This window comes from Micromonospora sp. NPDC049139 (assembly GCF_055586845.1).
On sequence record NZ_JBVJHK010000020.1, the window covers coordinates 19,933 to 42,677 of the forward strand.

The following is a 22,745-nucleotide window of genomic DNA, read 5'->3' on the forward strand; positions in this document are numbered from 1 at the left end:
CGACGACGGGCACCCCCACCTCCGTGGCGGTGCCCGTCGCCGGCCGGGTCAGCGGCGGTTGTAGCGGTACATGGTGAGGGTGCCGAAGACCACCACGAACCCGGCGCTCCACACCAGCGTCCACATCGTGCTCGACGCGTCCGACGCCCCCGACATCGTCGCCCGCACCGAGGCCACGAGCTGGGTGACCGGGTTGACCTTCACGAACGCCTGCAACCAGCCCGGCATGGTGACCGGCTCGACGAAGACGTTGCTCAGGAAGGTCAGCGGGAACAGCACCATCATGCTGACCCCCATCACCGACTTCTCGCTGCGCAGCACCAGGCCGAAGAACGTCCAGACCCAGGAGAACGCGAACGAGAAGACCACCAGCAGGCCGATGCCGCCCAGCACGCCCAGCAGCCCGCCGTCGGGGCGGAAGCCCAGCACCAGGCCGACGCCGAGGATGACCACGGCGGCCAGCACGTACCGCAGCACGTCGCCGAAGATCATGCCGACCAGCGCGGCGGGTCGCCACACCGGCAGCGTCCGGAACCGGTCGAAGACGCCCTTCTCGATGTCGGTGTTCAGGCCCACCCCGGTGTACATGGTGATCATCACGACGCTGGTCACCATGATGCCGGGCAGGAAGAACTGCAGGTAGTCCCGTGGGCTGTCGGCGAGGGCGCCGCCGAACAGGTACGTGAACATCAGCACCATGATGATCGGGAACGCCGTCACGTCGAACAGCTGCTCCGGCACGTGCTTGATCTTCAACATGGCCCGCCAGCCGAACGTCAGCGACGCCGACAGCGGGCTCGGGCGGGACGGCCGGGCGCCGGGCGCGAGAACGGTCGCCAGCGCCTCCGCCGACGGTACGTAGACCGACGGGGCCGGCCCGGCCGTGGTGGTGGTGGCGTTGCTGCTCATCGGGCTGCCTCCAGCTGCTCGTCCCGCTCGTCGGCGCCGACCGCGGCGTGGTCGGTCAGGGCCAGGAAGACCTCGTCCAGGCTCGGCTGGCCGAGGGAGAAGTTGTCGACGACGATGCCGGCGCGGGCCAAGTCGCCGAGGACCCGGGCGGCCTGCTCGCTGGCGTCGAGGTCGCCGCCCTCGCCGCCGACCCGGGCGGTCAGCGCCACCGGGTCGGGCTCGAGCTGCACCGGCACGCCGAGCACCGCGTGCAGCAGCCGCTCCGCCTCGGGCCGCTGGTGCGCGTCACGCAGTCGCAGGTGGACGGTGCCGGAACCGACCGAGGACTTCAGCTCGCCCGGGGTGCCCTCCGCGATCACCCGGCCGTGGTCCACCACCGCGATCCGGCCGGCCAACTGGTCGGCCTCGTCCAGGTACTGCGTGGTCAGCAGGACCGTGGTGCCGTGCGCCACCACGGCCCGGACGATCTCCCACACCTGGTTGCGGCTGCGCGGGTCCAGCCCCGTCGTCGGCTCGTCGAGGAACAGCAGGTCCGGGGTGTTGAGGATGCTCGCGGCGATGTCGATGCGCCGCCGCATGCCGCCGGAGTACTTCTTGACCTGCCGGTCGGCCGCCTCGGTCAGCCCGAACGCGGCGAGCAGCCCGTCCGCCCGCTGCCGCGCGGCCGGCTTGCCGTGCCCGAGCAGCCGACCGAGCAGGATCAGGTTCTCCAACCCGGTCAGGTCCTCGTCCACCGAGGCGTACTGGCCGGTGAGGCTGACCCGGGCCCGGACGGCGTCGGCCTCGTGGACGACGTCGTGGCCGAACACCCGCGCCCGCCCACCGTCTGGGCGCAGCAGCGTGGCCAGCACCCGTACCGCCGTGGTCTTGCCGGCGCCGTTCGGGCCGAGCACCCCGTAGACGGTGCCGGCGGGCACCGCGAGGTCCAGGCCGTCCAGCGCCCGGGTGTCCCCGAACGAGCGGGTCAGCCCCTCGGCCTCGACGGCCAGCCCGGTGCTGCGTCTATTCATGATCCCTACCTTCCTTCGCGAACTGTCAGGAGACGTACGGGCGAGCGGCGCGGCCGTCGCGCAGGGCCAGGCCCCACCAGCAGAGCTGGTCGAGCAGTACGCGGGCGGCCCGGCGTAGCTGGTCGGTGGCCAGCGGGGTCGGTTCGCCGCAGAGCAGGTCCACGCCGACGACGTCGCGCATCGTGACGGCGTGCAGGGCGGTGAAGACCGTCCGGAGCTGGTCGACGGCGTGCAGGCCGACGGAACCGCAGCCGTACGACACGAAACCGACCGGCTTCGCCTGCCACTCGTCGTACGCGTAGTCGATCGCCTGTTTCAACGAGGCGGGGAAGCTGTGGTTGTACTCCGGGGTGACCACGACGAACGCCTCCGCCCGGCCGACCTGCTCGGCGAACGCGCGCATCGCCGGGGTCGGCTCCGCCGGGTAGCCGGCGGGGAAGTCGTAGTGGGCGAGGTCGACCACGGTGACCGCCAGTCCGTCGTGCGCCTCCGCCCGGTCGACGAACCAGCGGGCGATCCGGTCGCCCACCCGCCCCTCCCGGGTGCTGCCGATGATCACGGCGAGTCGCATCGGCTCCACGGTTCCTCCTCCCGGCCGTTCCGGTCCCACCCGTCAGGCGCGAGACGGTGGCCGGCGGTCCGCGAGATCAGATCTAGCGGCCCCGCGACGCCGCCAGGTCCGGTGCCCGGGTGGCGGCGGGCCTGCCGGCCCGACCCACTCGGGGCCGGGTGGGACGCTGATCGTCGGTGAAGGCTGCTTGACTGCACCGGCGGAGAAGAGGGGGACGCGATGACCGACGTGCGCATCGAGCCGTGGAGCGAGGGCGACCTCGACCTGTTGCGGCAGCTCAACGCGCCGGAGATACGGGCGCACACCGGCGGCCCGGAGACCGACGAGCAGGTGCTCGCCCGGCACGGGCGCTACGTGCGCTTCGGCGACACCGGTCAGGGCTGCATGTATGCGGTGGTGCTGCCCGACGGGGCCAGGGTGGGCAGCGTCGGCTACTGGGAGCGGGAGTGGCGCGACCAGCGGGTCTATGAGCTGGGCTGGGCGATCCTGCCGGGGCACCAGGGCCGGGGGCTCGCGGCGGCGGCGGTGCGCGCGGCGGCGGCGGTGGCCCGTGCCCGGAGGACGCACCGCTTCGCGCACGCGTACCCGTCTGTCGACAACGCCCCGTCCAACGCGGTCTGCCGCAAGGCGGGTTTCACGCTGCTCGGCGAGACCGAGTTCGAGTTCCCGCCCGGGCACCTGATGCGCTCCAACGACTGGCGCCTCGACCTGAGCGCGTAGTCGGGGCGTTGGTAAGAACCGCTCCATGAGTAACGCCGGCGTGTTCAGTTTGCTGAACGCGCGCATCGAGCGGGCAGGGTGGCGACCCGTGAAGGCGCGCCACTGCGCGCCCGGCTGGGTCGCCTCCAACTCGGCACGCCACCCCGCCGACCGCACCGCGGCGGCCAACCCCAACTTCAGCAGATGGTGCTCCACCGTCTCCCGCGTCACCAGACAGTCCGGACCGCGCTGCGGGTCATGCGCGAAGAACCGCAGACCACCCGCAGACACCTTGGCGTGCACAGGGTGCTCGCACCGTTGGCAGCACAGAACGACACGCGGCCGCGGCCGGCCGTCGGTCAGGGTGGGACCCGGCTGCCGGGCGCGTGGCCGCCGTGCCGGCCGGTGAGCAGGGCGTCCAGGTGGTTCTTCGCGGCCAGCCAGAGCACGCCGGTGGCCTCCTCGGGCCCGCTCCGACAGGACGACAGCGCGGAGACCGGCGATACAGAGCTCCGTGAACCCCACCACCGGATGCATCCGTGTCTCCATCGACACACATGTTTCGCGCGTGTCAGGCGCAACCGATCCACGGCAACGTCCCACTACAAGCTCCCACTACGACATCCTAGGAGCCCAGATGACAGCATTGACACGCATGCGCAAGGCGTGGCGACCGGTCCTGGTCGGCGCCCTGGTCCTGGCAGGGTTGGCCACAACCTCGACTACGGCAGTGGCAGCGAGCACCAACCGGACCGGACTCTGCAACAAGGCAAGCTACTGGTCGTACCTGCAGTTCCCCTCTCGTGGCGGGTTTTCCAGTTACCTGGTAGCGCCGGGCAAATGTTGGAGCATGGCGCTTCGCAGCGGCAGCACTGAGCCTGTCCACGTGTATGCCTACCGGACCAGCGACGGCGCGACGTTCTGGATCGACTGGAAGATGATCAAGACGGGCGAGCACAACGTGTTCCGGACCTACGGCGAGATCCCCACGCGCAAGGTCAAGTTTTCACACCGTTGACGGCCGTGGAAGCCCGGCGCGCCCAGCTGGCGCGCCGGACACGGCGATTGCGTAGTCGGACGCTGAGGCTCTAAGCGTCCGACAGCTAGTTGGACGGCTCGCGCCGTCTCATTCGTCGTCTCATCCAGGGACGTTCAGGGGCGTCCGCCACCGTTCGACGGTCGTTCATCGCCGCAGCTCAACCGGGCAGCGGCTCGTCGTCTACGTCCCCGAGCCCGGCTCGCCCACGCAGGCGGTCTTCCGCCGGCTCGCCGAGCGTGTCGGTTCCGGCTGGCAGCCCACCAGCTCCTCCCCGCCAGCCGAGCGCCGGTAGAGCACGCTGTGCCGGTCCCGGCTCCGGAGCACCAGACCGGACCGCAGCAGCACCCCCAGGTGGTAGGAGACGGTGGCCGGGGCCAGCCGGTGCCGCTCGCTGAGCTGCCGGGTGGAGCGGGGCACGTCCAGGTCCGCCAGGATCGCGGCCCGGCTCGCGCCGACCAGCTCACCGAGCCCGCCCCGGCGCTGGTCGGCCCGCCTGGCGCCGAGCGGGTAGACCAGCACCGCGTTGCCGGCGTCGCAGAGCTGCGTCGAGATGTGCGGCCAGGCCAGCACCGACGGCGCGAGCACCAGCTCCGCCTCGGCGAGCGCCGTGGTGATCCGGTACGAGCTGTCGATGGTCAGTGCCCGGCCGGTCCAGGCCACCCTCGGGTGCAGGCTGTTCAGCACGCTGCCCACCCCGGTGGTCGCCATCGTGGTGGCCTGCAGGGCCAACTCCGCCTCCAGCGTGGCCCGCAGCGCCGGCCACTGGTCGGCCAGCGCGGCCCGCCAGAAGTGTCGGAGCCCGTCGGCGACCCGCCGGGCCAGGGTGCCGTCCTCGACCGCCGCGCGGACGCACACCGGCAGCCGGCCGGCCGGGAACCGTTCGTGCACCTGCACGGCCACCTCGTCGGCTGACGTCGCCTCGGCCGCCGCCAACTGCTCGTCGAACACGGCGTCGGGCGGGCTCAGCGGCGGCTTCGGGGTGAGCAGGTCCGGTGTGTAGCCGCCCCGGCCGGGCGGCGTGACCAGCTGTGCGACCAGGGCCACGTCGGGGTGCCGGAGCGTGGCCCGCGCGGCGGGGCCGGGGTCGCCGTGCACCGGGTGCCCGAACGGCGACAGCGCGGCCTGCAGCCAGGACGTCACCTCCGCCGCCGGCGAGGTCGCCAGGCGGAGCTGGGCGAGAGTCGGGCAGTCCAGATGCGCGACCAGCACGGGGGGATCCTACCGGCGGCGTGGTCGGTGCGGTGTCGAGCATTCGACCGGGCTCGAATCAGTGGCCGGGTGCGCCGTGAGCGGGGTTTGCTGCCACCCGACCGACCCACTCTTCGCCGAGGAGCATGCGATGCGCCCACCCGCCCCCGTCCGTACCGCCGGCCGGCTCGGCCGCACGCTCGCCCTGGTCGGGCTCGCCGCCGGCCTGCTCGCCGCGGCCCCCGCGGCCGTGTCGGCCGCCCCCGACGCCGCGACGGCCGGAAGCGGCGACGCCACCGCCCACGGCTGCGAGCGCGCCTTCGACCGCGCCGTCCAGGCGTACGTGGACACCACCGCGCGGCGCGACCTGGACGGCTTCGCGGCCCTGCTGCACCCCGATGTCACCTCGGTCTTCGCCTCCGACGGGGAAATCCTCGACGGCAAGCAGGCCACCGTGGACTGGCTGCGCGGTTTCTTCGCCGACGACTCCTGGACCCAGTCGTTCAGCGTGGCGAAGCGGACCGTGGTGGGCTGTCGCACCGGGTTCGTGCTGTTCGACTCCGTCTACGCGGTGCCCGCGACCGGCACCCGGGTGTCGCTGCTGATCGGGGTCAGCTTCGCCTACGAGCACGGCCGGTGGCTGGTGGTGCAGAACCAGGACTCGGTGGGCCGGATCTGACCCGGGGGGCGATCGGGGGGAGGGGCGGGCGCGGTCACTGCCGCGCCCGCCACGAAGTTGCCCCGGACCAGCAGCAGCGTGCACCGTCCGGCCCCCTTCCACCCGCGCCGTTCCGTCGTGTCGCGTTACGCGGGTAGGTAGTCGAAGGTGTCCGGATGCCCGCCCTGCCGGCCGGCCTCGCCCCGGTCCAGCCCGGTGATCTGCTCCATCGCCGCGTCGTCCAGCTCGAAGTCGAAGATCCGGATGTTCTCCTCGATCCGCTCCGGGGTGGTGGACTTGGGGAAGACGATGTCGCCGCGCTGCACGTGCCAGCGCAGCACCACCTGGGCCGGGGTCCGGCCGACCTGCTCGGCGACGTCGACGATCGTCGGGTCGCCCAGCACCTTGCCCTGCGCGATCGGCGACCACGCCTCGGTGAGGATGTTGTGCCGGTGGCCGTACTCCCGCACCTCCTCGTTGCCGAAGTACGGGTGGACCTCGACCTGGTTGACCGCCGGCACCACGTCCGCCTCGGCGGCCAGCCGCTCCAGGTGCGGCACCTGGAAGTTCGACACCCCGATCGAGCGGGCCCGGCCGTCGAGCTGGAACTCCTTCAGCGTCTTCCACGTCGAGACGAAGTCGCCGTCGTAGAGGGTGGGCAGCGGCCAGTGGATCAGGAACAGGTCGATGTGGTCCATCTTCAGCGCGGCCAGCGTCGACTCGAACGCCTTGCGGGCGTCGTCGGGCCGGTGGAAGGCGTTGCTCAACTTGCTGGTCACGAAGACCTCGTCGCGGTCCAGCCCCGACTCGCGGACCGCCTGGCCCACCTCCGCCTCGTTGCCGTACATCTCGGCGGTGTCGATGTGCCGGTAGCCGACCTCCAGGGCCCTGCGGACCGCGGCGACGGTGTCCTTCGGATCGATCTGGAACACCCCGAAGCCGAACTGCGGGATGGTGTTGCCGTCGTTCAGGGAGAGGATGGGGACCGCGTTCGCCATCGGGGCTCCTTCGCCGGTCGTCACGAAGCCGGGTGCGCGGAACCGCTTCCACGCCCGGCGGGCCATCCCCTGGCGTACCCCTGATCCGAGGTGTTCCAACCGGTGATCCCGGCCTTAGGTCGGCTCGTCGAAGAGCACCGGCCAGGGCCGGGGCGCCGGCCCGGGCGGCGGCGCCGGGGGCGCGGACCCGTCGGCCAGCACCTCCGCCGCGAGCTGCCCGAACATCGGCGCGGCCGGGTGCGCGGACCGGCGCGGCCAGGCCGCCGAGGTGCGCTTGACCAGCGGCGACCCGGCGATCGGCCGCCAGGCGATCCGTGGTTCCCGGCGGGCCGTCGCGGCGGGCTCGACGGCGACCCCGCCGCCGGCCAGCACCAGCCCGAACAGGAACTCGGGGTTGCGCGCCGGGCGGACCCGCGCCGGCGTGAACCCGTGCCGGCGGCAGACGTCGAGCAGGTGGTCGTGCCAGCCGGGCGCGGTGGCCCGGGGCGCGGTGACCAGGTCCAGGCCGGCCAGCGCCGCCAGCTCCACCTCCCGGCCCCGGGCCAGCGGCGACGCGCGCGGCAGCAGCACCCCCAGCGGTACGTCGACGGCGGCGCCGAGGCGCAGCCCCTCGTCGGTGACGGGGTGGTGGAGCAGGCCGACGTCCAGCCGCCCCTCGGCCAGCATCCGCTCCTGCTCGCCGCTGGTCAGCTCGTGCAGGTCCACGTCGAGCCCGGGCGCCCGGTCGGCCAGCCGGTCGAGCAGCTCGCGCAGGGTCACCGCGGGCGTCTCCGGGGGCACCCCCGCCCGGAGCACCCCGGACACCCCCTCGCGCACCTGGCGCATCAGGTTGCGCAGCCGGCTCTCCCCGGCGAGCAGGTCCTCGGCCTCGCCGAGCAGCAGCTGGCCGGCGGTGGTCAGGCGCACCTGGCGGCGGGACCGGTCGAACAGCTCCACCGCCAGCTCCCGCTCCAGGCGCTGCACCGACTGGCTCAGCGGCGGCTGGGCCATGCCGAGCAACTCGGCGGCCCGGCCGAAGTGCAGCTCGCGGGCGACCACCACGAAGTGCCGCAGGTGCCGGAGCAGGTCCACGGCCGGACCCTACGCCAGCGCCCCGACGCGGGCGGCGGCTACGGTGCGTAGCGTGGTGACGGAGCGGATCGCGGAGATCTTCGAACGGGTCGGGGTCACCGGCTGCCTGCACGCGGTCGACCTCGACGCGGCCGACGACGGCGCGGGGCAGCCCGGCGGCCGGCGGGAGGTGGCGGTCCGGGCCGACGAGCAGGTGGTGATCGCCTCGATCTTCAAGATCCTGCTGGCGTTGGAGTTCGCGCGGCAGGTCGTCGCCGGCCAGCTCGACCCGCAGGAGCGGGTGCTGGTCACCGCCGCCGACCGGCTCGGCGGGTGGGGGATCGCCGGCTGCGCCGACGACGCCGAGGTGTCGCTGCGGGACCTGGCCTACTTCGCCATGTCGGTCAGCGACAACACCGCCGCCGACCTGCTGCTGCGCCGGGTCGGCGCGGACGTGCTGCCGATGCTCGCCGCCGAGCTGGGGCTGCCGCGCACCCGGATCGTCGGCGGCCCCCGGCATCTGGTGGAGATGATGCTCGCCGACGTCGGCGCGCGCACCGAGGCGGACTTCGCCCGGATCTTCCCCACCCTGCCCGCCGAGCGGGTCCGCGCGATGCGGGTGTTCGACCCGGCGCACACCACGTCGAGCACGGCTCGCGAGATCACCCGGCTGCTCGGCCTGGTCTGGCGGGACGAGGCCGGCGCACCCGGGGCCTGCGCGATGGTCCGGGGCTGGATGGCCCGGCAGCTCTTCTGGACCCGGCTGGCCGCCGGCTTCCCGTCCGGGGTGCGGGTGGCCGGCAAGACCGGCAGCCTGCCGGGGCTGCACCTGGAGGCCGGCGTGGCCGAGTACCCCGACGGCGGCCGGTATGCGATCGCCGTCTTCGCCCGCGCCGCCCACCTCGCCACCCGCCGCATCGACGTCGACCTGGCGATGGGCGAGGCGGCCCGGACCGCCGTCGAGGCGCTGCGCGCCCCCTGATTTCCGGCCGGGGTGAGCCGCGCCGGGCCCCGCTGAGCTGGCCCGATATGCCGGCGGGTATCGACCGTTCCGGCCGTGGATCTTGGACCGGGCGGGGGGCGTGCTGATTGGCTCGGCACCGACCGATCAGCACCACGACGGGGAGAACTCCGCATGCCCAACCTCGACCGCCGCCGCTTCCTCCGCGACGCCGCCGCCAGCACCGCGCTGGTCTCCGCCGGCGGGCTCGCCGGCACCGCCCTGGCCGGCCCGGCGCAGGCCGCGCCGCCGGCCACCGCCCCGGTCGCCGCCGCCCCGGCCGGCCGCCGCCGTGGCCCGGTCAGCTTCCGCTGGTGGGGTACGACGGCCTGGCGCATCGACATCGGCGACCGCACCGTCCTGGTCGACCCCTTCCTCAGCCGTATCGACACCGGGCTGTTCAAGGGCGCCTTCGACGCGGCCGCGCCGCTGGAGGTCCGCACCGACGTGGTGGACTCCCTCGTGGACCGGGCCGAGACGGTGCTCGTCACGCACACCCACTGGGACCACTACATGGACGTGCCGCACATCGTCGGCCGCACCGGCGCCCGGGTCGTCGGCACGCTGACCGCCTACCACCTCGGGCTGGCGTACGGGCTGCCGTCGGGGAAGCTCAGCCCGGTCCGGGGCGGGGAGGTGCTGGACTTCGGCGCGTACACCGTGGAGGTGGTCGGCTCCCTGCACAGCCGCAACGCGTCGTACTCGATGGCGTTCCCCGGCGTACGGGTCAGCCAGCCGGCGCGGCCGGCCACCATCGCGGACCTGCCGGAGGGGGACACGCTGGCGTACCAGGTGCGGGTGGCCGACGGACCGTCGGTGTTCTTCATGGGTGCGAGCGACTTCGTCGCGCGGAACCTGACCGGCCTCGCCCCCGACGTGGCCATGGTGGCGCTGCCGAGCAGCACCGCCACCGCCGACTACGCCGAGCGGCTGCTCGACGCGCTGGACCGGCCGAAGGTCGTGGTGCCGGTGCACTTCGACAACTTCGAGACGGAGCTGCGCAACCCGGTGCCCGTGTCGCCGAAGGACCGGGAGCGGCTCGACGGGCTCGTCGCGGCGGTGCGGCGGGTCTCCCCGCGCAGCCGGGTGGTCGTGCCCGAGTACCACACCGCGTACCACTTCTGACCGGTCGCCGGCATACGCTCGGGGCGCGCCGCTGACAGGGGGCGGCGCGCCCCGACCATGCTCGTCCGGCTCAGGGCGTCGCCAGCTCGGCGAGGGCGCGCACCGACCGCCAGTTGCGGGTGGTCGCCACCACGCCGAGCTTCTTCTCCAGGTAGTTGTTCGTGAACTTCGACCGGCCGTAGCCGCCGTCGGGGTAGTGCAGGTAGACCTCGCGCCCGGTGACCGTGAACGCGACGTTCTCGCCGCCGGGCACGGTCAGCGCGTCCACGGTGGACTTCTCGGGCGCGGTCGCGAGGAAGGCGACCAGCAGCCGCGTCGGATCGTCCTCCCCGTCGGCGTACGGGTTGCCGCCGGCCACCGCCGCCAGCTCCCGGCCGCCGCGCACCAGCACCGGCACGGTCAGCCCCAGCTCGTCGGCGATCGCCCGCTCGATGCCCCGCGCGAGCGCGTCGGCGTCGCGCACGGTGCTGCCGAAGACCACGTTCCCGCTCTGGAGGTAGGTCTTCACGTCGTCGTGCCCGAGGCCGGCGACCAGCCGGCGCAGGTCGGCCATGCCGACCTTCGCACCGCCGACGTTGACCCCGCGCAACAGCGCCACCCACCTGTCCATCCGACCTCCTCGACCTCGGTACGGGCCAGCCTAGGGGCCGGCGGCCCGACAGCCGGCCCGCGCGCCGGGTCGGCGTCGGCTCAGTTCTGGATCTGCTCCGAGCGGGTCCCACCGACTGGGTGGAACATGCCGGTGGGACGGGGCGATCAGCGGTGTGGATCGAGGGCGGCCAGGGCCGCGGCGAACTCCTCGGGTGGGAGAACGATTCGGTTGCGGTGTCGTGCGCGCGAGCCTCGGCGCCAGATCGGGGTCTCGATGTCCCGCTCGGGTTCGCGCGTCGAGACCCAGATCTGCCAGGCGTCGTAGTCGGCGGCCTGGCCGGCCCAGGCGCGGGTCACCTGTGACCAGGGAATGACGTGCGTACGGTGCACCCTGCGAATCTTGATGCCGTGGTCGCTGACGAGGACGCCGACCAGCGTTACCCGCCACAGCGTGATCTCCCACATCAGCACGAAGAGGACGATGACGGTCGCTCCGGCCGCGGACACGCCGCCCGTGAGGCCGCAGAGAGGGAAGAGGCCGGCCACGGACATCCCGCTGGCTACGACGTAGCGCAGGGTATGAAGATCGTCCCGGTCACTTCCGTAGGGCCGGTACCAATCTGGCATGGGCCGCATCGTACGGATCGCGGCAACCGGCCGGGCGAACCGCTGGCGCGGTCGAGGGTCCTGCGGCCGGCGGTGACGCCGGGACGCAGGAGCGCGTCGCTGCCCGTTCGCCGGCCGTTCGCCGATCGCCCGGCTGTTAGAGTCTGCGCTGCTCGGATGGGCCGGCGTGGGGGAGGGGTCGACGGTGCTGCCGTTCCGCGTCGCGCTGTCGCAGCTGCTCAAGGCCCGCTTCCCGATCCTCTACGTCGAGTCGTTCGAGGAACAGCGCGTTGTCGCCGAGGTCTGCGCGGTCGCCCAGGACGCCATGGCGGTCCGCACGCCCCGCGCGGTGTGGACCTGGTCGCAGACGACGGGGCTCGTGCAGCCCGACGGCGTCGCCCGCAAGGGCACGACCGACCCCGAGGACGCGCTCGACGCGGCGTTGCGGGTCGACCACCCGAGCGTGCTGATCTTCAAGGACCTGCACCCCGCGCACGGCGGCGGCGACCAACGGGGCGGCCCCGGGGTGGTCCGCCGGCTGCGGGACCTGGCGGCGGCCTTCAAGGCCGGGCCGGTGCCGCGCACCCTCGTCCTCGTCTCGCCGGTGCTGCACATCCCGGTGGAGCTGGAGAAGGACGTGACCATCGTCGACTTCCCACTGCCCACCGAGGCGGAGATCCGGCGGGTGCTGGACGGGATGATCGCCGCCAACTCGGTCAGCGGCCGGATCCGGATGGGCCTGGACGACCTCGGCCGGGAGCGGTTCGCCAAGGCCGCGCTCGGGCTCACCCTGCACGAGGCGGAGAACGCGTTCGCCCGCGCCATGGTCAACGACGGGGTGCTCGACGACGGCGACCTCGCCGTGGTGCACGAGGAGAAGCGGCAGACCGTACGCAAGTCGGGGCTGCTGGAGTTCGTCGACGTCACCGTCGACCTCGCCGACGTCGGCGGGCTGGAGAACCTGAAGCGGTGGCTGGCCCGGCGGGACGGTTCCTGGCTGGCCGAGGCGGCGGCGTACGGGCTGCCCGCGCCCCGGGGCGTCCTGATCACCGGAGTGCCCGGCTGCGGCAAGTCGCTGACCGCGAAGGCGATCGCCGCGGCCTGGGGACTGCCGCTGCTGCGGTTGGACGTCGGCCGGGTCTTCGCCGGGCTCGTCGGGTCGAGCGAACAGAACATGCGCACCGCCATCCGGACGGCCGAGGCGACCGCGCCGTGCGTGCTGTGGGTGGACGAGATCGAGAAGGGCTTCGCCGGTGGCGCCGGCGACTCCGGCACCTCCGCCCGGGTCTTCGGCTCCTTCCTGACCTGGATGCAGGAGAAGACGCGGCCCGTCTTCGTCATCGCGACCGCCAACGACTTCGAGGGGCTGCCCCCGGAGCTGCTCCGCAAGGGCCGCTTCGACGAGATCTTCTTCGTCGACCTGCCGACCCGCGCGGAGCGGGCGTCGATCTGGCGGGTCCACCTGGCCCGGCGGCTGCGCAACCCGGCCGTCGCCGGCGGCCTGGCCCTCGACGACGCCCTGCTCGGCGAGCTGGCCGGGCTCAGCGAGGGCTACTCGGGGGCCGAGATCGAGCAGGCCGTCGTCGGCGGGCTCTTCGACGCGTTCGCCGAGCGGCGTCCGCTGCGCCGCGACGACCTGGTCCGGGCGCTGGTCAGCATGGTGCCGCTCAGCGTCACGCAGGCGGAACGGATCGACTCCGTACGCTCCTGGGCCGACACCCGTGCCGTCGCCGCCACCGCGGCCGAGGACTGGGACCTCGGCGGCCGTCCCGGTGGCCCGCGCGGCTCCCGCCCCGGCCCACCCCCGCAGCGGGGGCAGGGCGGACGAGCGGTCGAGTTCTAGTGTGTGCCCCGACTGGAAGGAGAGGTGCCCGATGAGCGTCTCACTGATACTCCTGCCGCTGGCCGTCGCCGCCGTCGCCGCGACCCACGGCGCCACCGCGGGCCGGGACCGGGAGGGGCGCGTCGTCTGCCAGGTGCAGACCCGGATGCGGGACGAGACGCTGCTCGCCGCGGCGCTGCGCGACACGGATGCGGTGGTCGGCACCGACGGGGACGCGATCACCGCGGAGTGGGCCGGCGTGCGGGCGAGCTTCCGGCGCGGCGAGGACGGCGTCTGGGCGGCGCACTTCACCGGCGAGGTCGACGAGCAGCGGGCGGTCGAGGTGGTGCGGGCCATCGACGCCGCCTACGGGCGGCAGGTCCAGCGGGCCGTGCTGGCCCGGCTGCGCGAGCAGGCCCCCGTCGCCGGCCTGCGACTGGAGTCCGAGCAGGTCACCGAGGACGCGAGCGTCCGCCTGGTGTTCGCCGTGGAGGGCAGGTCCTGATGGGTGGGCAGCCGCGGATCGTGGTCACCGTCTCCAGTGAGGGCGTGGTGAGCGCCGAGACCCGGGACGTGCTCGGCGACCGCTGTCTCGACTACGTCGCCGTGCTGGAGGACCTGCTGGCGGCGCGGACGGTGAGCAGCGCGTACACGGCGGACCACGCCCGCGCCGCCGTGACCGCACGGCAGGAGCAACGCGATGTCGAGCGCGCCTAGCCCGGGCTGGCCGCACCCGACCGCCCCGCACCCGACCGCCCCGGGCCTGGCCGGCCCGGTGGGGAGCCTGAGGTGGCGGGTGCTGCACAGCTGGTGGCTGCTGCTGCCGCTGTTCGGGTGCAGCTGTCTCGGCGGCCTCGGGTTCATCTACGTGGGGCTCCGTGCCCGGCGCGCGGCGTGGTGGATCCCCGGCATCGTCTACACCGTGGTGGGCTGGACCGTCTTCGTCGTCTTCGGCGAGTCCGACCAGGAGAGCGCCCTCAGCGACTTCACCGCTGGGACGCTCCTGGCCGTCACGGCGGCCGGCATCCTGCACGCCCTGCTGATCAACTCGGCGTGGCTGCGCTGGCGGGCCGGCTACCGCCCCTGGTACGCCCCGCAGCCGGCGGCGTCGTGGCCCGGCGGCCCGTACCCGCCCGGCCCGCTGGCCCCGCCCCCCGGGTCGACCCCCGCCGGTGCGTTCACGCCCGCCACCGGGTACCCGCCCGGGTCGCCGGTCCACGCGCCCGCGTCGTCGGCGTACCCGCCCGCGTCGCCGGCCTTTCCGCCGGGATCGCCCGGGTACCCGCCGGCGCCGGCGTACCCGCCTTCCGCGTCGACCTACCCGCCCGTGCCAGCGGGGTCGCCGCCGCCGGCCGACCCGACGATGGTGCCGCACCAGCCCGTCGACTACTACGGGACCGCGCCGGTCGCGGCTCCCGTCTCCCGGCCCGGCCAACCGGTCGCGGGCCGGCCGTCCGGCGGGCCGGTGGACGTCAACGCCGCCGGCCACGACGACCTCGCCGCGCTGCCGGGCTTCGACCCGCACCGCGCGCGGCAGGTGCTGGCCGAGCGGGACCGGCGGGGCGGGTTCGGCAGCCTGGCCGAGTTCGCCGCCGCCGCCAACCTGGCCCCCCACGAGTACGCGCGCCTGCGGGACGTCCTGGTCTGCGCCCCGCTCGCCGGCCCGGCGCCGGGGCAGCAACCGCCGCTCGGCCGGGTCCTCGATGTCTGAGAGTTCCCCGGCACCCGGCGCGGTACCCGAGCCGGCGCTCGGCCCGGCATCCGGGGCGGCGCTCGGTCCGGCATCCGGGGCGGCGCTCGGTCCGGCATCCGGGGCGGCGCTCGGTCCGGCATCCGGGGCGGCGCTCGGCCCGGCGCCCCGCGCGGCGGGCGGGGCGGAGACCGTCGCCGTGGCCCGGTTCCTCAACGCCACCCGGGCCGAGGGGCCGGGCGAGCGCACCGCCGTCTGGGTGCAGGGCTGCGCCATCCGCTGCCCCGGCTGCTTCAACCCGCACCTGTGGAGCTTCCGGGGCGGCGAGCGGGTTGCCCCGGCCGACCTGGTGCGGCGGGTGCTCGACGCCGGCACCGAGGGGCTGACGCTGCTGGGCGGCGAGCCCTTCGACCAGGCGGCCCCGCTGGCGACCGTCGCCGCCGGCGTACGCGCCGCCGGGCGCTCGGTGATGACCTTCACCGGCTACACCAGAGCACAGCTGGACCGGGCCGTCGACGCCGGCCGGGACGACGTCGCGGCGCTGCTCGCGACGACCGACCTCCTCGTCGCCGGGCCGTTCCTGGCCGACCGGCTCGACACCCGGCGACCCTGGGTGGGCTCCACCAACCAGGAGTTCGTGCTGCTCGGCGACCGCTTCCCCGACCTGCTCGACGCGGTGTCGCGCAGCCCGGACCGCGTCGAGGTCACCGTCGACGCCGCCGGCGGGATCGCCGTGAACGGCTGGGCGGAAGCCGACGCCCTCGACGAACTGCTGGCGTCGGTGGCCCGTCCTCAGCCCCGCCGGGCGAGCTTCGAGCGGCGGTAGCCGTAGAAGGCGTAGATCAGCGCGCCGAGCACGAACCAGACCGCGAAGCGCAGCCACGTCACCGGGGCGAGGAAGGTGATCAGCCAGAGGGAGAAGAGCGCGCCGACCGCCGGCACCACCGGCATGCCCGGCAGCCGGAACGTGCGCGGCGCGTCGGGACGGCGGTAGCGCAGCACGATCACCGAGACGCAGACCACCACGAAGGCCAGTAGGATGCCGATGTTGGTCAGCTCGGCGGCCTCCCGGATCGGCAGGAAGCCCGCGATCAGGGCCGAGCCGACGCCGACGATCCAGGTGACCCGGCTCGGCACCCGGCGGACCGGGTGCACCTTGGCGAACCAGCCCGGCAGCAGGCCGTCCCGGCTCATCGAGAACCACACCCGGGTGACGCCGAGCATGAAGGTGAACATCACGGTCAGGATGCCGATGATCGCGCCGACGGCGATCACGCTGGCCAGGCCCGACAGGCCGACGGAGGCGAACGCGGAGGAGAAGCCGCTCTCCGGGTCGATGTCGCGGTAGTTCTGCATGCCCGTCAGCACCAGGGTGGCCAGCACGTAGAGGACCATCGAGATGGCCAGCGAGTAGAGGATCGCCTTGGGCATGTGCCGGCGGGCGTCCTTCGACTCCTCGGCGGCGGTGCTCATCGCGTCGTAGCCGAAGACCGCGAAGAAGACCGTGGCGGCGCCGGTGAACGCCCCGCTCACCCCGAACGGGAAGAACGGCGAGTAGTTCGCGGTGTGGACGTGGAAGAAGCCGACCACGATGACCAGCAGCACCACGGTGACCTTCAACCCGACGACGAACGTCTCGAAGCGGGCGGCGGAGGAGATGCCGAGGTTCAGCAGGAACGCGATGAACAGGCAGAGGATCACCGCGAAGAAGTCCACCACGTGCCCGTCGCCGGTGCCCGGGGCGCCCAGCATCCAGGCCGGCAGCTCCGCCCCCAGTTCGGTGACGAGGAACGAGAAGTAGCCGGAGATGCCGATGGCCACCACGGCCACGATCGCCGTGTACTCCAGCAGCAGGTCCCAGCCGATGAACCAGCCCACCGCCTCGCCGAGCACCGCGTACCCGTAGGTGTAGGCCGAGCCGGCCTTCGGGATCATGCCCGCGAACTCCGCGTACGACAGGGCGGCGGCCGCGCTGGCGAGCCCGGCGATCAGGAACGAGAGCAGCACGGCCGGGCCGGCGGTCTCGCGTGCCACCGCTCCGGCCAGGGCGAAGATGCCGGCGCCGATGATGCCGCCCACCCCGATGGCGGTGAGCTGCCAGAGGCCGAGCGATCGGGCCAGCCCGCCGCCGCGCTCGTCGGCGATCTCCTCGACCGGCTTGCGGCGGAAGATGCCCGTGCCGCCGCCGCCCGCAGCGTTTCCCGCGGAGGTCATCCTCGTCCCCCTTCCGAACCCGCCCGGGCGGTCACCCGTGCGCCCCTGCCGGTACCCGCGAACGACGCGGGTAAATCTCCAACGAGGACGCCCGTGCCGGGGTGCGGCACGGGCTCACTCGGCGACCGGCAGCACCACCTCGTTGCGGCGCAGGAACCAGGGCTTCCACGGCGGGTCGAAGCGCGCGTACCGGACCGCGTCGGTGGGGCGCAGCCCGGCCGCGGTGACCGCCCGGCCGAGCGCGGTCGCCCGCCGGTCGAACGCCCGCGCCGTCCACCGGCCCCGGAACCGGACGGCGGCGGCGAGCTGCGCGGGGACCTGCCGGGTGCGGACGCGGGGGTCCGTCGGCTCGGGCAGCGTGTCGGGGGCACAGGCCGCCGGCAACACCAACCGCAGCAGCCAGCAGCCCGGCCGGTCGGCCTCCTCCTGGAGGTACGGCGCGGTCATCGCGATCGTCTCCGGGCCCGCCTCCCGCGCCGCCTTCCCGGCCGCGGCGCGGGGCCGGTTGGCACCCCCGACGTACGCGGCCAGCGGCCGGAAGCCGTCCCGGGCGGCCTGCTCGAACGTTCCCTCGACCTGCACCTCGGCGACCAGGAACGGCGGATAGCGGCGCAGCTCGAAGCCGGGGTGCCGGGTCACCACCCGGTACGGCTGCTGCTCGGTCATCGCGCGCTCCCCGTGCCCAGGGCCCCGTCTATCGCAACGCTACCGTCCGTCGCCCTCCGGCTCAGGAGAAGTCGCGTCCTCCGGCCAGGGACGCACGGCCGACCGGGTCAGCCGCCAGTACTGCCGTTTGCGCTCGTCCCGGACCACCACCCCGGAGCGGGCCAGTTCGCCGCGCAGCTCCCGGGCCTCGCCGCCCCGGTCGTCGTCGAGCGCCTTCTGCCGGGCCCGCAGCAACGCGTCCGCGCCGACCGGCAGGCCGGTCAGCCCCGGCACCCACCGCCGGTACGCGTCCCGGTGCGGGTCGGCCTCCGCCCACGGCCAGCCGTGCGCGCGGAAGGCGGCGCGCAGCCGGTCGGGGGCCAGGTCGGACTTCTCCCGGACCAGTTCCCCGTCGTCCGGGCCGAGCAGCACCAGGTCCCTGCCGTCGAGGAACACCGCGCGCACTCCCCGCCGCTCGACCTCCCGGCGGGTGCCGCCGCGGCGCAGCGCCACCCGCTCGACGGTGACGGTGACGGCGAGCCGCTCGGCGGTGCCGATGGCGGCGACCAGCAGGCCGCCCAGCGCGCCGACCGCCAGCCCGCCGATGCTGGCCTGCGGGTCGGGCAGCCCGGCGACCAGCCCGAACAGCTTCTGTGCCGGGGCCCAGGGCAGCTCGGCGAGCCACCCCGCGCCCGCGGTGAGCAGCCACCCGGCGCCCGCCCCGAGCGCCGGGAAGCCGCCCCAGAGCAGCGCCAGCTCCGCCACACCGCCGTCGACGGCGGTGGGAGCGCCGTGGCCGACCACCGTCACGACACCTCGCGGCGTAGCGTGCGGACCAGCCCGGCGACCAGCGGGACGACCAGCCAGACCAGCAGCGACACGCCGAGCCGCGCCCACTGCCCGGCGGTCACGTCCGGGGTGAACAGCGGTTCCATGGTGCGGCCCGTGTCCAGCCAGCCCGCCGGACCCTCCAGGTGCCGGATCAGCCCGCCGAGGATCGACCAGAGGGCCGGCAGCAGCAGGTAGCCGACGATGGCCAGCGGCGTGTTGAGCAGCAGCAGGCCGAAGCCGGCGCCCATCAGCACGTTGGCCACCTGGACCACCACCGCGTGCAGCAGCAGCCACCCCTCGAAGCGCCAGGTGCCCGCGCCGCCGGTGGCCCCGGCGACCAGCGTGCCCGCGGCGGCCACGCCGAGGCTGACCAGCACCGATGCCAAGGCGGCCAGCACCATCGCGGCCAGCTTGGCCGTGATCACCCGCCCGCGGCGGGGCACCAGGGCGAACGTGGTCAGGGCCGTGCGCTGCGACCACTCCGCGGTGACCGAAAGGATGCCCAGCACCGGCAGCAGCAACCCGACCGGCAGCAGCGTCGGGAGGAAGAAGTTGGCGAAGGTCTGGTCGGCGTCGGGCGCCCAGACGAGCTGGACGACGACGAGGGCGGCGGCGAGCAGCCCGATGGTGATCAGCAGCCACAGCCCGGCCCGGGTGTCGACGAGCTTGCGCAGCTCCACCCCGGTGAGCCGGAGCAGCGACGGTCGGCGTACCGCCGGACGACGGTGGGGTGCGACGGTGGGTGAGGTGGCGGTGGTGGTGGTCATCGGACGGCCTCCCGGGTCGACGTGCCGGCGGTCAGGGTGAGGAAGAGCTGTTCCAGGCCGCCGCTGCCGGCGGCGCGCAGCTCGGTGAGGGCGACGCCGGCGTCGGCGGCGGCCTGCCCGACCGCCTCGGCGTCGGCACGGACCAGCAGCCCGTCGGTGCCCTCGGTGACCGGGAGCCCGGCCCGGTCCAGCGCGCGGCGCAGCGCCGCCGCGTCCCGCGCCCGGACCAGGGTGCCGCCGCCGGCCAGCAGCTCGTCCTTGTCGCCCTGGGCCACGATCCGGCCGCCCCCGATGACCACCAGCCGGTCCGCGACCGCCTCCACCTCGCGCAGCAGGTGGGAGGAGAGCAGCACGGTGCCGCCCCGGTCGGCGAAGTCGCGCAGCAGGCCGCGCATCCAGAAGATCCCCTCCGGGTCCAGGCCGTTGGCCGGCTCGTCGAGGATCAGCACCCGCGGGTCGCCCAGCAGCGCGTGTGCCAGGCCGAGCCGCTGCCGCATCCCCAGCGAGTACGCCCGGACGCGGCGCCTGGCCGCGACCGCGTTCAGCCCGACCAGGTCGAGCGTGGCGGCCACCTGCCGGCGGTCCACGCCCATGGTCGCGGCGGCGACGGCCAGCGCCTCCCGCCCGGTGCGCCCGGCGTGCTGGGCCGAGGCGTCCAGCAGCACGCCGATCTCCCGTCCCGGGTTGGGCAGCTCCCGGTACGGCCGGCCGGCGACCGTGGCGCCGCCCCCGCTCGGCGGGGTCAGGCCGCAGATCATCCGCATGGTGGTGGACTTGCCGGCGCCGTTCGGCCCGAGGAAGCCGGTCACGGTGCCCGGCTCGCAGCGGAACGACACGTCGTCGACGGCCGTGTGCCGCCCGTACCGTTTGGTGAGATGTTCCACGTCGATCATGTCGGTCAGGCTGCCCGCGCCGGCCGGCTGTCCGCAGCGGCCGAGGGTCTCGCCCGGCGGCTACCTTGGTCGACGCTGAGGTCTCGACTTTGGTAGCTGGCAGGCGTCCGGCGCGGCTGCCTAGCATGGCGGCATGACCAGCGCGGCCGTACCCGAGCATCCCTGGCTGCTGCCGGGGGCCCTCGCCGGGGCGGCCGGGCGGAGTCGGCGGACCACCCGGGACTGGCTCGTCGACAGCCTCTGCTTCCTGCTCGGCCTCGGCTGGGTCCTGCTCGTCACGGCGGACGCCGCCGGGCCCGACCCGGAATTCGCCACCCCGCTGCCGCAGCGCTGGATGGTCCCGGTCGACGCCCTGCTCGGGCTCGTCTGCTGCGTGCTGCTCTGGGTGCGGCGCCGGTGGCCGTTGGGGCTGGCCGTCGTGACCCTGCCGCTGACCGTCTTCTCGCTGGCGTCGGCGGTCCCGCTGTTGATCATCTACTTCACCGTCGTGGTGCACCGCCGCACGGCCGTCGCGCTGGGGATCACCGCAGCCGGTCTGGTCACCAACTTCTTCTTCAGCTACCTGCGTCCCGATCCCCACCTGCCGTACTGGGTGGCGACCGTCTGGGGCGTGGTGCTCAGCCTCTCCGTGCTCGCGTGGGGCATGTTCGTCCGGGCGCGGCGGCAGCTCGTCGTGTCGCTGCGGGAGCGCGCCGAGCGGGCCGAGGCGGAGCAGCAGTTGCGGGTGACCCAGGCCCGGCACCTGGAGCGCACCCGGATCGCCCGGGAGATGCACGACGTGCTGGCGCACCGGATCTCGCTGCTCAGCCTGCACGCCGGGGCGCTGGAGTTCCGGCCGGACGCCGCGCCGGAGGAGGTGGCAAGGGCAGCGGGCGTGATCCGGGACAGCGCGCACGCCGCGTTGCAGGACCTGCGCGAGGTGATCGGGGTGCTCCGCGCGGAGACCGCCGCCGAGGAGGACCCGGAGCGCCCGCAGCCCACCCTGGGCGACCTGCCGGCGCTCATCGAGGAGTCTCGGTCGGCCGGGGTGCGGGTCAGCATCCGCGAGGTGGTCACGGCGGCGGAACGGGTGCCCGCGGCGGCGGGGCGCAGCGTCTACCGGATCGTGCAGGAGGGGCTGACCAACGCCCGCAAGCACGCCGCCGGGGCCACGGTCACCGTCGACGTCGGCGGCGGCCCCGGCGACGGGTTGACCGTGGAGATCCGCAACCGGTGGCCGGTCGGCGGCATCACCGGCCCGGAGATCCCCGGCGCGGGCACCGGCCTGGTCGGCATCGCCGAACGGGTCAGCCTGGCCGGCGGCCGGCTGGAGCACGGGCGGGACGACTCGGGCGACTTCCGGCTGGCCGCCTGGCTGCCATGGCCGGCGTGACCGGGCCGGCGACGGCCGCCACCGAGGGGCCGGTGCGGGTGCTGATCGTCGACGACGACGCGCTGGTCCGGGCCGGGCTGTCGATGATCCTCGGCGGCGTGCCGGACGTGCTCGTGGTCGGCGAGGCCGCCGACGGCAGCGAAGTGCCCGACGCCGTGGCCGCGTGCGCGCCGGACGTGGTGCTGATGGACATCCGGATGCCCCGGCTCGACGGGCTCGCCGCCACCGAGGCGCTGCGGGCGTCCCCCGACCCGCCGGAGGTGCTGGTGCTGACCACCTTCGACGCCGACGAGCAGGTGCTCCGGGCGCTGCGGGTCGGTGCCGGCGGCTTTCTGCTCAAGGACACCCCGCCCGCGGAGATCGTGCGGGCGGTGCGCCGGGTGGCGGCCGGGGAGGCGACCCTCTCCCCGGCGGTGACCCGCCGGCTGATCGACCACGTGACGACCCCCCGCGCGCCCGGTGGCCCCGACCCCCGCCGGGAGCGGGCGCTGCGGCAGCTCGCCGGGCTCAGCGAGCGGGAGCGCGAGGTCGCCGTCGCGCTCGGGCAGGGCCGGACCAACGCCGAGATCGCCGGCGAGCTGTTCATGAGCGTCGCCACCGTCAAGGCGTACGTGTCGCGGCTGCTGGTCAAGCTCGACCTGAACAACCGGGTCCAGGTCGCCCTGCTGGTCCACGACGCCGGCCTGGTCTGAGCCGCGACCCACTCCCGGCGGACACACTCATCCGTGAGGGTTTCACCCTTGGAACTATCAAGGATGGACGTGGACGAACGATCCGGAGATCGACCTGGTCGGCGCCGATCGTGAGCCGATCGCAAAGCGGATCACCGTCGTCGGATCGGTGAAGTGGCTGGAGAATCGTCCCTTCGACGTGCACGACCTGAATCGCCTGCTGCTGCACCGGTCCCGGCTGCCCGGGGCCGACGAGCAGGTGCCGCTGGTCGCGGTGTCCCGCAGCGGGACGACCGTCGAGGGAGTGCGGTCGTTGTCGCCGGAAGACCTGCTCGCCGCCTATCGGGATTGAACCTTCCGTAACCGTTGCCGAGGATGCGGCAAGGCGGGTCAGCC

26 protein-coding genes are annotated in these 22,745 nt (G+C 74.1%); 13 read left to right on the forward strand and 13 right to left on the reverse strand.

Annotation, left to right across the window (positions count from 1 at the left end; genetic code table 11):
* Positions 1-48: 48 nt before the first annotated feature.
* The 3 genes from ACZ6Q9_RS27390 to ACZ6Q9_RS27400 are packed head-to-tail and all read right to left on the reverse strand — an operon-like array spanning position 49 to position 2,490.
* Positions 49-909: an ABC transporter permease gene (locus tag ACZ6Q9_RS27390; protein WP_396830132.1), complete on the reverse strand. Its 861-nt coding sequence runs from the start codon at positions 907-909 to the stop codon at positions 49-51.
* Complete coding sequence (locus tag ACZ6Q9_RS27395) at positions 906-1,919, reverse strand: ATP-binding cassette domain-containing protein (protein WP_393259018.1); 1,014 nt, start codon at positions 1,917-1,919, stop codon at positions 906-908. The genes ACZ6Q9_RS27390 and ACZ6Q9_RS27395 overlap by 4 nt, the downstream gene beginning before the upstream one ends.
* A 25-nt stretch (positions 1,920-1,944) precedes the next feature.
* The gene (locus ACZ6Q9_RS27400; protein WP_393259227.1) at positions 1,945-2,490 is read right to left on the reverse strand and encodes an NADPH-dependent FMN reductase; all 546 of its coding nucleotides are present in this window, start codon (positions 2,488-2,490) and stop codon (positions 1,945-1,947) included.
* 219 nt (positions 2,491-2,709) lie between these two features.
* Here ACZ6Q9_RS27400 and ACZ6Q9_RS27405 point away from each other — a divergent pair, with 219 nt between their 5' ends.
* The gene (locus ACZ6Q9_RS27405; RefSeq protein ID WP_396830133.1) at positions 2,710-3,210 is read left to right on the forward strand and encodes a GNAT family N-acetyltransferase; all 501 of its coding nucleotides are present in this window, start codon (positions 2,710-2,712) and stop codon (positions 3,208-3,210) included.
* A gap of 616 nt (positions 3,211-3,826) precedes the next feature.
* Positions 3,827-4,207, forward strand: coding sequence for a hypothetical protein (locus ACZ6Q9_RS27410; RefSeq protein ID WP_393259021.1), 381 nt, complete (start codon positions 3,827-3,829; stop codon positions 4,205-4,207).
* A gap of 201 nt (positions 4,208-4,408) precedes the next feature.
* Here the strand turns inward: ACZ6Q9_RS27410 and ACZ6Q9_RS27415 are convergent, their stop codons facing one another.
* Positions 4,409-5,437 carry a DUF5937 family protein gene (locus tag ACZ6Q9_RS27415; RefSeq protein WP_393455971.1) on the reverse strand — a complete coding sequence of 343 codons (1,029 nt, stop codon included), beginning with the start codon at positions 5,435-5,437 and terminating at the stop codon, positions 4,409-4,411.
* 130 nt (positions 5,438-5,567) lie between these two features.
* Between ACZ6Q9_RS27415 and ACZ6Q9_RS27420 the strand changes: the two genes are divergently transcribed.
* Positions 5,568-6,095, forward strand: coding sequence for a nuclear transport factor 2 family protein (locus ACZ6Q9_RS27420; protein WP_393259024.1), 528 nt, complete (start codon positions 5,568-5,570; stop codon positions 6,093-6,095).
* Positions 6,096-6,220: 125 nt separating this feature from the next.
* On the opposite strand, the gene ACZ6Q9_RS27425 is transcribed toward ACZ6Q9_RS27420, so the two are convergent.
* Together ACZ6Q9_RS27425 and ACZ6Q9_RS27430 are read right to left on the reverse strand one after the other, a co-directional pair.
* Entirely contained in the window at positions 6,221-7,072 is an 852-nt protein-coding gene (locus ACZ6Q9_RS27425; protein WP_393455974.1) for an aldo/keto reductase, read from the reverse strand.
* Between the two features lie 114 nt (positions 7,073-7,186).
* Positions 7,187-8,143: a LysR family transcriptional regulator gene (locus tag ACZ6Q9_RS27430; RefSeq protein WP_396830134.1), complete on the reverse strand. Its 957-nt coding sequence runs from the start codon at positions 8,141-8,143 to the stop codon at positions 7,187-7,189.
* Positions 8,144-8,195: 52 nt separating this feature from the next.
* Between ACZ6Q9_RS27430 and ACZ6Q9_RS27435 the strand changes: the two genes are divergently transcribed.
* Positions 8,196-9,104: a serine hydrolase gene (locus tag ACZ6Q9_RS27435; RefSeq protein ID WP_393259029.1), complete on the forward strand. Its 909-nt coding sequence runs from the start codon at positions 8,196-8,198 to the stop codon at positions 9,102-9,104.
* 153 nt (positions 9,105-9,257) lie between these two features.
* Entirely contained in the window at positions 9,258-10,247 is a 990-nt protein-coding gene (locus ACZ6Q9_RS27440; RefSeq protein ID WP_393259031.1) for an MBL fold metallo-hydrolase, read from the forward strand.
* A gap of 70 nt (positions 10,248-10,317) precedes the next feature.
* Here ACZ6Q9_RS27440 and ACZ6Q9_RS27445 read toward each other — a convergent pair whose 3' ends face one another.
* Together ACZ6Q9_RS27445 and ACZ6Q9_RS27450 are read right to left on the reverse strand one after the other, a co-directional pair.
* Positions 10,318-10,857: a DUF1697 domain-containing protein gene (locus ACZ6Q9_RS27445; RefSeq protein ID WP_393259033.1), complete on the reverse strand. Its 540-nt coding sequence runs from the start codon at positions 10,855-10,857 to the stop codon at positions 10,318-10,320.
* Between the two features lie 146 nt (positions 10,858-11,003).
* Positions 11,004-11,465: a hypothetical protein gene (locus ACZ6Q9_RS27450; protein ID WP_393259035.1), complete on the reverse strand. Its 462-nt coding sequence runs from the start codon at positions 11,463-11,465 to the stop codon at positions 11,004-11,006.
* A gap of 166 nt (positions 11,466-11,631) precedes the next feature.
* Between ACZ6Q9_RS27450 and ACZ6Q9_RS27455 the strand changes: the two genes are divergently transcribed.
* From ACZ6Q9_RS27455 to ACZ6Q9_RS27475, 5 genes are read left to right on the forward strand one after another with little or no spacing between them, the layout of a single operon-like run.
* Entirely contained in the window at positions 11,632-13,287 is a 1,656-nt protein-coding gene (locus ACZ6Q9_RS27455; protein ID WP_396830135.1) for an AAA family ATPase, read from the forward strand.
* Positions 13,288-13,318: 31 nt separating this feature from the next.
* Positions 13,319-13,771, forward strand: a complete 453-nt coding sequence (locus tag ACZ6Q9_RS27460) for a hypothetical protein (RefSeq protein WP_350702960.1) — start codon at positions 13,319-13,321, stop codon at positions 13,769-13,771.
* The gene (locus ACZ6Q9_RS27465; RefSeq protein WP_393259039.1) at positions 13,771-13,983 is read left to right on the forward strand and encodes a DUF2997 domain-containing protein; all 213 of its coding nucleotides are present in this window, start codon (positions 13,771-13,773) and stop codon (positions 13,981-13,983) included. Before ACZ6Q9_RS27460 ends, ACZ6Q9_RS27465 begins: the two co-directional genes overlap by 1 nt.
* Complete coding sequence (locus ACZ6Q9_RS27470; protein ID WP_396830136.1) at positions 13,967-14,977, forward strand: ComEA family DNA-binding protein; 1,011 nt, start codon at positions 13,967-13,969, stop codon at positions 14,975-14,977. Before ACZ6Q9_RS27465 ends, ACZ6Q9_RS27470 begins: the two co-directional genes overlap by 17 nt.
* The gene (locus ACZ6Q9_RS27475; protein ID WP_396830137.1) at positions 14,970-15,782 is read left to right on the forward strand and encodes a 4Fe-4S single cluster domain-containing protein; all 813 of its coding nucleotides are present in this window, start codon (positions 14,970-14,972) and stop codon (positions 15,780-15,782) included. Before ACZ6Q9_RS27470 ends, ACZ6Q9_RS27475 begins: the two co-directional genes overlap by 8 nt.
* Here the strand turns inward: ACZ6Q9_RS27475 and ACZ6Q9_RS27480 are convergent.
* From ACZ6Q9_RS27480 to ACZ6Q9_RS27500, 5 genes are all read right to left on the reverse strand, one after another.
* Positions 15,749-17,170, reverse strand: coding sequence for an amino acid permease (locus ACZ6Q9_RS27480; protein WP_393259042.1), 1,422 nt, complete (start codon positions 17,168-17,170; stop codon positions 15,749-15,751). The two genes, ACZ6Q9_RS27475 and ACZ6Q9_RS27480, sit on opposite strands and share 34 nt — an antisense overlap.
* Positions 17,171-17,284: 114 nt before the next feature.
* Positions 17,285-17,836 (reverse strand): SOUL family heme-binding protein, encoded by a 552-nt coding sequence (locus tag ACZ6Q9_RS27485; protein WP_396830138.1) that lies wholly within the window; start codon positions 17,834-17,836, stop codon positions 17,285-17,287.
* A gap of 39 nt (positions 17,837-17,875) precedes the next feature.
* Positions 17,876-18,625 carry a YqeB family protein gene (locus ACZ6Q9_RS27490; protein WP_396830139.1) on the reverse strand — a complete coding sequence of 250 codons (750 nt, stop codon included), beginning with the start codon at positions 18,623-18,625 and terminating at the stop codon, positions 17,876-17,878.
* A complete protein-coding gene (locus ACZ6Q9_RS27495; RefSeq protein ID WP_396830140.1) occupies positions 18,622-19,413 on the reverse strand; it encodes an ABC transporter permease in 792 nt (263 codons plus the stop codon). The genes ACZ6Q9_RS27490 and ACZ6Q9_RS27495 overlap by 4 nt, the downstream gene beginning before the upstream one ends.
* Positions 19,410-20,306 carry an ABC transporter ATP-binding protein gene (locus tag ACZ6Q9_RS27500; protein ID WP_393456010.1) on the reverse strand — a complete coding sequence of 299 codons (897 nt, stop codon included), beginning with the start codon at positions 20,304-20,306 and terminating at the stop codon, positions 19,410-19,412. The genes ACZ6Q9_RS27495 and ACZ6Q9_RS27500 overlap by 4 nt, the downstream gene beginning before the upstream one ends.
* A gap of 133 nt (positions 20,307-20,439) precedes the next feature.
* Here ACZ6Q9_RS27500 and ACZ6Q9_RS27505 point away from each other — a divergent pair, with 133 nt between their 5' ends.
* From ACZ6Q9_RS27505 to ACZ6Q9_RS27515, 3 genes are all read left to right on the forward strand, one after another.
* Positions 20,440-21,678 (forward strand): sensor histidine kinase, encoded by a 1,239-nt coding sequence (locus ACZ6Q9_RS27505; RefSeq protein WP_396830141.1) that lies wholly within the window; start codon positions 20,440-20,442, stop codon positions 21,676-21,678.
* Positions 21,657-22,370: a response regulator gene (locus ACZ6Q9_RS27510; protein ID WP_393456188.1), complete on the forward strand. Its 714-nt coding sequence runs from the start codon at positions 21,657-21,659 to the stop codon at positions 22,368-22,370. The genes ACZ6Q9_RS27505 and ACZ6Q9_RS27510 overlap by 22 nt, the downstream gene beginning before the upstream one ends.
* Positions 22,371-22,518: 148 nt before the next feature.
* Positions 22,519-22,701 (forward strand): hypothetical protein, encoded by a 183-nt coding sequence (locus ACZ6Q9_RS27515; RefSeq protein WP_396830142.1) that lies wholly within the window; start codon positions 22,519-22,521, stop codon positions 22,699-22,701.
* The last annotated feature ends 44 nt before the right edge of the window (positions 22,702-22,745 follow it).

Coding starts and splice junctions, on each gene's coding strand:
- ACZ6Q9_RS27390 (WP_396830132.1), bottom strand. CDS start 909: ATGAGCAGCAACGCCACCACCACCACGGCCGGGCCGGCCCCGTCGGTC.
- ACZ6Q9_RS27395 (WP_393259018.1), bottom strand. CDS start 1,919: ATGAATAGACGCAGCACCGGGCTGGCCGTCGAGGCCGAGGGGCTGACC.
- ACZ6Q9_RS27400 (WP_393259227.1), bottom strand. CDS start 2,490: ATGCGACTCGCCGTGATCATCGGCAGCACCCGGGAGGGGCGGGTGGGC.
- ACZ6Q9_RS27405 (WP_396830133.1), top strand. CDS start 2,710: ATGACCGACGTGCGCATCGAGCCGTGGAGCGAGGGCGACCTCGACCTG.
- ACZ6Q9_RS27410 (WP_393259021.1), top strand. CDS start 3,827: ATGACAGCATTGACACGCATGCGCAAGGCGTGGCGACCGGTCCTGGTC.
- ACZ6Q9_RS27420 (WP_393259024.1), top strand. CDS start 5,568: ATGCGCCCACCCGCCCCCGTCCGTACCGCCGGCCGGCTCGGCCGCACG.
- ACZ6Q9_RS27425 (WP_393455974.1), bottom strand. CDS start 7,072: ATGGCGAACGCGGTCCCCATCCTCTCCCTGAACGACGGCAACACCATC.
- ACZ6Q9_RS27440 (WP_393259031.1), top strand. CDS start 9,258: ATGCCCAACCTCGACCGCCGCCGCTTCCTCCGCGACGCCGCCGCCAGC.
- ACZ6Q9_RS27445 (WP_393259033.1), bottom strand. CDS start 10,857: ATGGACAGGTGGGTGGCGCTGTTGCGCGGGGTCAACGTCGGCGGTGCG.
- ACZ6Q9_RS27450 (WP_393259035.1), bottom strand. CDS start 11,465: ATGCCAGATTGGTACCGGCCCTACGGAAGTGACCGGGACGATCTTCAT.
- ACZ6Q9_RS27460 (WP_350702960.1), top strand. CDS start 13,319: ATGAGCGTCTCACTGATACTCCTGCCGCTGGCCGTCGCCGCCGTCGCC.
- ACZ6Q9_RS27465 (WP_393259039.1), top strand. CDS start 13,771: ATGGGTGGGCAGCCGCGGATCGTGGTCACCGTCTCCAGTGAGGGCGTG.
- ACZ6Q9_RS27470 (WP_396830136.1), top strand. CDS start 13,967: ATGTCGAGCGCGCCTAGCCCGGGCTGGCCGCACCCGACCGCCCCGCAC.
- ACZ6Q9_RS27475 (WP_396830137.1), top strand. CDS start 14,970: ATGTCTGAGAGTTCCCCGGCACCCGGCGCGGTACCCGAGCCGGCGCTC.
- ACZ6Q9_RS27480 (WP_393259042.1), bottom strand. CDS start 17,170: ATGACCTCCGCGGGAAACGCTGCGGGCGGCGGCGGCACGGGCATCTTC.
- ACZ6Q9_RS27485 (WP_396830138.1), bottom strand. CDS start 17,836: ATGACCGAGCAGCAGCCGTACCGGGTGGTGACCCGGCACCCCGGCTTC.
- ACZ6Q9_RS27495 (WP_396830140.1), bottom strand. CDS start 19,413: ATGACCACCACCACCGCCACCTCACCCACCGTCGCACCCCACCGTCGT.
- ACZ6Q9_RS27500 (WP_393456010.1), bottom strand. CDS start 20,306: ATGATCGACGTGGAACATCTCACCAAACGGTACGGGCGGCACACGGCC.
- ACZ6Q9_RS27505 (WP_396830141.1), top strand. CDS start 20,440: ATGACCAGCGCGGCCGTACCCGAGCATCCCTGGCTGCTGCCGGGGGCC.